The sequence below is a fragment of the Pseudoduganella sp. RAF53_2 genome (genome assembly GCF_052113985.1).
Classification (GTDB): Bacteria; Pseudomonadota; Gammaproteobacteria; order Burkholderiales; family Burkholderiaceae_D; genus Rugamonas.
Window position 1 is genome coordinate 1 of sequence record NZ_JBFRDW010000688.1, and the last position, 3,100, is coordinate 3,100.

Consider the following 3,100-nt stretch of genomic DNA (forward strand, 5'->3'; position numbering starts at 1 on the left):
CCATTAGGTTGCATTGGAATTACGACCCATCCAGATATAAACATCATCTCGAAAGCATTGAGGAGTTCCCGAGATGGAGTGATGAACAGTTGTTATCTCTTATCGTCATCGATTCCAACCTTCCATGGCGACTTAAGCGTACGTTTGGCACTGTCAGTAGCGCCAAATCTCACTTAGACGTAATGTTCAGGATCGCCAAGCGCGGCGGCGATATCCGAGGGACTAATGAAGATCAAGAGGCAGCAAAACTTCTACAAACGGCAAGCGAAGCTTTGGCTGAAATTTTGCGACAAATTGAAACAGCAATGCCAGCGCATTGATACGTGGTGATAACCTCCGGACGATCTAATTGCTCAACTTCGTCAACTTTGCGGCGAGATCATGAGGCAGCACATTCGGACAAGCTAGTTGGATCTCCCGAAGGAAGTTCACGCACAAATCAGGAGATTTCTTCCCAGGCGCTTGTAACACGCCATCGGCTAGAGTCATCTCAGGTGAAACTAGATGCGCGCGCTGCAATGCTTGTGCGGCGTCCAGTTGATCGCTAAGGCCCTGCATCGCGCAAGTCTTCACTCCTGCTCCTTGAAGGTAGTGCACCCGGGAAGGCGGTAGTGGGCACTGTAGCGGATCGAGCGTAAGGAAGATATCCACGCCTTCGGCCAAAACTTCAGCCCGTCCTGCTTCAAACGCGCGGTGTTCAGTAAATACTGCAAGCAGGCTCAGGCCGCTGACGACTGCAAAGCCACCAATAAAAGCGGGCCTCTTGATTGAAGAAAAGTCCCCAAGCAAAAAAAGAGTACCGGTCAGCATGCCAGCTACAAGATACTCGACCGCGCTAACCCAATGTTGCTGSAAGATCTGCGAAATCGATAACGCGATGCCGCACAAAATTGCTGCCCCCGCCATAATTTTTTTAAACATCGCTCTCCTCTCAAAAGTAGCATTGCTGCGCAGAGTATTAGTAGTTCGAACTACGCCGTAACTTGAGCAAGTCATTGGTCGAGTGAGGTGCCTGGCCGGAGGGCAGCGTTTGTCATTGCAGATTATTCGCCTTCAGTATTCGTGCGAACGTTCAGTTTCCACTGAACTGGCCCCTGGCCGGTTGGGTGTTGATGGTGGTTTTGTGGCGGGAACGGGTCTCCCTTGTTGCAGGTGACCTCCTTCTTACATCCGACGCATTTGTAAATTCCGGACATCGGAACGGTACTCCCGGGGTTGTGTTTTTGGTTCCACCATTCACCGCCACTGCTTTTCGTCAGACTAGATTGGTCAAGATACCAAGACATTGAAATCTCCTATAGAAATCGTTGAAAAAAGTAACGCGGCAGCTTTTGACGATACGGATACAGCAATTAGAGGGTGACAAGAAAGTCGTCCGAAACACGATGAAGATTGCTCTTCATTTCGTCATCTCAAGCAGTATCCCTGATGAGACTGAGCTTGCAGTCGATTGATTTTGCAATCTCCAAAACTTCTTCAGTTGGTATCTGGCGAAGCACTTCCTTGGAGTTCAAATCAACGACTTTAACGACTAAGATTTTTGTGTCGCTGTCGATGGAGAACTCCAGGTCTAACGCCTTCTCGTGCGCAGCCTTGTTCAGCTTGGATACGGCCTTCGTGATCTCAGTCGAAGCCGGTGTGGGAGTACCGTCATTGACGGCGTTATCAATTCCAGGTGAGGGACTTCCACTCGAAGCAGGCTCCCAACCTTGTCGGAGACTGACTTCGTTCGAGTTTGGACGTTCTACAATCTGGTTGGACTTACTTGTTATCGAATCGACGCTCATGATGCTTCCCGTGTGCATAAGCCCCGGCCTGCCTAACGGCATACCGGGGTGATAATTACGAGATATGTGATCCCATCACATAAACCGGCGATACTGGATTAGCCGCGTAGCAGGGACAGGACACCGTTAGGCAACGAGTTGGCTTGTGCCAGCATTGCAGTACCAGCTTGTTGCAGAATCTGACCGCGGGTCATGTTGGCGGTTTCAGACGCGAAATCAGTATCTTGGATTCGGCTACGAGACGCGGACAGATTTTCAGAAGTCGTTTGCAGATTTGAGATCGTGGAAGCGAAACGGTTCTGGATCGCACCCAAGGATGCACGGTTGCTGTTAATTGAGTTCAGTGCCGAGTCGATGGTCTTCAAGGCGGCGTTGGCACCGTCCACGGTCGACACGTCAATTTTGGCTACGGACTGCAGGTCGGAACCGGTAGCAGCGCCAACAATCTTGCCGGCACCGACGCTACTTGACAGGGTAAAGCCGCTGTCGGACGAGAAGTCAAGCTTGCCGCCAATCGTAGCGAATGTGTTCACCGCGCCGACAGCAATCTTTGCTGCGGCCATAGCTGGACTGTTACCGGAGGCGGGCTGATCTGCACCGCGGATATTGGCCGTTGCCAGCTTGTCAGTCGCGTCGGCGTTGGTGTTTTTGATCTGGATATCGGAGCCGGACGAGTTGGTCAGCTGGATTTCCTTACCGCTTGCACCAGACTTGATCGAGGCCGAGATACCGGTCGTGCCGCTCTGAGCATTAATTGCCTGAGCCAGAGCTGACAAATCGCCGCTTTTGACCTTGGCCGAAATGGTCACGGCCTTTGAGTTAGGATCAGCTTCCAGCGAGTTGTCGCCGCGCAGTTCGAACTGGTAGGAGCCATCCGCCAGGTCAGAGAGATTGGCTTCAGTGGTTGCGGTCGCAGTTACTCCGGAAGTACCGGATTTCGCGTTGACGTTCGCCGCAATCTTTTTCGCGCTGTCGCCGAGAGTGTGGGCGGTATTGGCGCCGTCAGTGATGATGTTGGTGCCCTTGACGTCGACCGTGGTCGACACGCCGTTGCCGGAAGTGAAGGTCAGCGTCTCGTCAGTGATAACGCCGTTCGATTCAGTGGCGTACGCGTCGGACACGAATTTGGCAGCGGTGCTATCGAAGCCGGACTTCATGGTGTTGTTGCCGATATCGGTCGCACGGGCCGACTGCACGCCGATATTGATGGTCTGACCAGAGTTCGCGCCAACCTGGAATTGTGCGGAGGTGAGGGAACCGTCCAGCACGTTCTGACCGTTGAACTGAGTGGTATTGGCCACGCGGTCGAGCTC

General features: G+C 52.7%; 4 protein-coding genes. 1 reads left to right on the forward strand and 3 read right to left on the reverse strand.

All coding sequences use genetic code 11. The features are described from left to right. A partial coding sequence (locus tag AB4Z11_RS27790; protein ID WP_442029071.1) for a hypothetical protein occupies positions 1–320 on the forward strand: 320 nt, incomplete at its 5' end. 25 nt (positions 321–345) lie between these two features. Here AB4Z11_RS27790 and AB4Z11_RS27795 read toward each other — a convergent pair. The 3 genes from AB4Z11_RS27795 to AB4Z11_RS27805 form a co-directional block, all read right to left on the reverse strand. Next, on the reverse strand, positions 346–921 hold the full coding sequence (locus AB4Z11_RS27795) for a hypothetical protein (protein WP_442029072.1): 576 nt from the start codon (positions 919–921) through the stop codon (positions 346–348). 491 nt (positions 922–1,412) lie between these two features. Then, the gene (locus AB4Z11_RS27800; RefSeq protein ID WP_442029073.1) at positions 1,413–1,787 is read right to left on the reverse strand and encodes a flagellar protein FlaG; all 375 of its coding nucleotides are present in this window, start codon (positions 1,785–1,787) and stop codon (positions 1,413–1,415) included. Between the two features lie 98 nt (positions 1,788–1,885). Then, a partial coding sequence (locus tag AB4Z11_RS27805; protein WP_442029074.1) for a flagellin occupies positions 1,886–3,100 on the reverse strand: 1,215 nt, incomplete at its 5' end.